Origin of the sequence: uncultured Zoogloea sp., from assembly GCF_937894855.1 — a bacterium.
Lineage (GTDB): Bacteria > Pseudomonadota > Gammaproteobacteria > Burkholderiales > Rhodocyclaceae > Zoogloea > Zoogloea oryzae.
Window position 1 is genome coordinate 1 of sequence record NZ_CALAYQ010000030.1, and the last position, 2,624, is coordinate 2,624.

At 61.4% G+C, this 2,624-nt stretch carries 3 protein-coding genes; all 3 read right to left on the reverse strand.

Going from position 1 to position 2,624, the window contains the following annotated elements:
• A partial coding sequence (locus tag Q0672_RS02860; protein WP_298619509.1) for an IS5 family transposase occupies nt 1-1,048 on the reverse strand: 1,048 nt, incomplete at its 3' end.
• A 177-nt stretch (nt 1,049-1,225) separates the two neighbouring features.
• Entirely contained in the window at nt 1,226-2,224 is a 999-nt protein-coding gene (locus Q0672_RS02865; RefSeq protein ID WP_298619512.1) for an IS630 family transposase, read from the reverse strand.
• Between the two features lie 118 nt (nt 2,225-2,342).
• Nucleotides 2,343-2,624, reverse strand: a 282-nt coding sequence (locus Q0672_RS02870) for a cupin-like domain-containing protein (RefSeq protein WP_298619514.1), incomplete at its 5' end; no start/stop codon positions are given.

Below are 2,624 nucleotides of genomic sequence, written 5' to 3' on the forward strand. Positions count from 1 at the left end.
CCTGCATCAGGATCGTCGCCTGCTCGATCTGCTCGGCGAGGGTGTGGCCGTCGTAGGGATTGCCGGGAAAGGCCCGGGCGCAGACGATCAGATTGCCTTTCTCGGTGGTGGCAATGCCCACCTTCACCCCGAATTCGTAGGGCTGCCGAGCTTTGCCCTTGCCGATGCACTCCACTTCCGGTGCGTGCAGGGCATACAGCTTGTGCGTGTCCTTGGGGCGCTGGGTGTGAATGCGCCTGGCCCGTTCCAGCCACAAAGCGGCGATGGGCTTCATGCCCTCGGCCATTTCCGGCAGACGACCTTCCAGGTCCCGCATCACCCGGCCCAGGATCGTGCGCTGGCGCTTGAGCACCTTTCGCATCCGCCGATACTGTTTGGCATGGGCGTAGCCACCGGCTCGTCGCTTGAGGCTGCGACCTTCCTTCTCGAAGGTCTGGCGCAGCACCAGTCCGGCCCGCCGGGCGAGCAGCACCAGCTTGCGCCGGGCCACGTCGAGCAACCGGCTGTCGGTGGGAAAGGCGATGGCCTTCTCCTGCACCGTGGAATCGACGATCACCCGCTCCAGATCCTTGGGCGCAATCGCCTTCATCGAGACGGCCGCCTCAATGGTCTTGGCCAGGAGTTCCTCCACCCCCGCTTCACCCAGCGCCCGCCGAAAGTGCGTCAGGCCACTCGGGTCGCAGGGCAGCCGGGTTTCAAAATACTCGCCGCCGCAAAAGTATTGCCAATACGGGTTCTCCGACCACTTCTGCACCACGCTCTCGTCGCTCTCGCCGAACGCGTGCTTCAGATACAGCAGCCCGACCATCAGCCGGATTGGCAGCCGTGGGCGCCCGGCCCGGCTTACCCCCGCACCGGCCACCTGCAGCGTCGGGCCGAACAGGTCCAGCCCTTCGAGCACACACCCTTTGCGATCCTGGCGAATAAAGCACGGGGCCAGTGCGAACTCGATCTCGGCCCACGGCATGCGGGTTGCCAATACGGCCAGCGGGTGACGCAGATCGATCATCGCGTCCAGGCGGGCCCGGAAAAAATCGGGCGTTGTCATCGGAAAACTATGCTCCCATCTCCCAGAAATTGAACGCCATTGCACGAGAAACTGAAAGATTCGGCAAGCCTTCAGAAGCGATCAGCCCGCGTCAGGAAAGGTGCGGGCTGATTGTTCAGGACCGACTAAATAGCCTGTCTATGCTGCGTAGGCGGCAAGGGGGTGGCGGAAGTAAGACTAAACCCGCCCGGGGATCTGGGCGATGCGCTTCATGATCCGCATCGCCTTCTGCATCAGGTCGCTGTCGTTGTCGCTGGTCGGCTCCAGGCGCAGGGACGTCTTGAAATCGTGGTTCAGGTACTCGTCAGGGTTGGATTCAGGGGCGTAGGGCGGCAGGTAGAACAGTTCGATCTTGTCCTTGAGGGGCTCTGCCCACTCCCGGACAATTTTGGCGTGATGGACCCGCAGGTTGTCGACGATCAGGAAGATCTTGGCCGTCGCATCCTCAAGAAGATGCGCCAGAAAATCGATGAAACGCTCGGCATTGATCGTGCCTTCGACGATCTGGAAACTGATCTCGCCACGGTTGGTGATGGCCGAGATCATCGACAGCTTGCCCCAGCGAGCCGGCATGTCCAGCACCGGGGTGCGCCCGGCGGGCGCAAATCCGCGAATCCAGTTCGCATCCTCCTTGACCGCCGTCTCGTCGGCCCAGTAGATCGCGGCCCCTTCGGCCTTGGCGGGGGCGGCAATCGCGGGATAGGTCTCGCGAAGCCAGGTGTCGATCAACTCAGGACGCTGCTCCGGCGCGCGCTTGACCGGGCGTTGTGCGGTGTAGCCCCAGCGGGCGAGGTATTTCCCCACCAGCCGGTCGGACAGCTCGACGTTGAACTGGGCCTTGATCAACGCCTGAATCGCCCGCCGCGTCCACAGCGCGAAAGGCAACGACATCTGCGCGGGCAGCGCGCCGACGATACGTTGGCGAATCCACACTTCCTGCGCCATCGTCATCTTCCGGCACATGCCAGGCTGGCGCTCGTGGGTCTTCTCCACCAAGGCACCCGCGCCTGCCGCACGCGCTTTTCTCAGCCAGCCTTCCACCGTCCGGACGTGCACGCCGGCAACAGCTGCCAACTCAACCGCCTTCATGCCCGATTGCGTGCGCAGGCGAATCACCATCTTCCGGAGCGTCTCCCGGCCCTCTGCCCCAAGTTTGCGTGCATCGATTTTCTCCATGCGCTAATCGTAGCACTGGAGGCGTATTTAAGGGCCGAGTTAATAATACTGTCACGATCCGAGCGGTCCATCCTGAACCAGAAATTGTATTTTGTTAACGTGATCTACTAAAACCGACTCAATGGAAGCCAACACCGAACAAGCGATGGCGCAGGTACAACAGATCGATGTCGGAAAGGTGGATGAAATTGTAGGTGAAGCTGATGCATGCACTGACTGTGAAAACCTCGTGTGCCCAGCGCTTGGGAATGAAAAGTACTTCACCCGGACCCAGCTCGAAGTAATGGGCTTCTAGTCCGGGGTAGTTAGGGAGTTCACCGCGTAGTGCAGCTTCGGCACGAAACTTAGCGGAGCTGGATTGACCTTGTTCGCGCGCATGATGCTCACGTGCAAGGAAGTC

Excerpts from the sequence above, each read along its gene's own strand:
- Q0672_RS02865 (WP_298619512.1), bottom strand. The coding sequence starts at position 2,224 with ATGGAGAAAATCGATGCACGCAAACTTGGGGCAGAGGGCCGGGAGACG.